This window comes from Oleiphilus sp. HI0132 (assembly GCF_001635845.1).
This window is the reverse complement of sequence record NZ_LWGJ01000818.1, coordinates 1-330: the sequence shown is the minus strand read 5'-3', so window position 1 is coordinate 330 and position 330 is coordinate 1. Positions and strand designations below refer to the sequence as shown.

At 44.2% G+C, this 330-nt stretch carries 1 protein-coding gene; it reads right to left on the bottom strand.

Translation table 11 applies throughout. The features are described 5' to 3' along the window. Positions 1–330, bottom strand: a 330-nt coding sequence (locus A3766_RS09410; RefSeq protein ID WP_304440956.1) for a peroxidase family protein, incomplete at both ends; no start/stop codon positions are given.

Genomic DNA, 330 nt, shown 5'->3' with positions numbered 1-330 from the left:
TTCAATTCAGCCAAAGTTGTAGGGTCTTCAGTTAAATCCTCAAACTTGGTAATCGGATTCAAACCAATCTGGCGACGGAATTCGTTGTAACGTGGTACACCACGCTCACGGTCACGAATAATATCGATTGTTGCCAAGTCAATATCGCCAATTAACGGCATTGAAAGGTTACGCAAAAACTCAGGATAGTTGTTTAGCGTCAAGGAACCTGGGTGAGTAATGCCGAAGGAGTACCATAGACGATCGCCGCCCTGATTATCGAGAATATCTTCTGCATCGCCATCACGCGTGTCTTCAATATTGATACGCTCAGAAACAACATTTGAACCG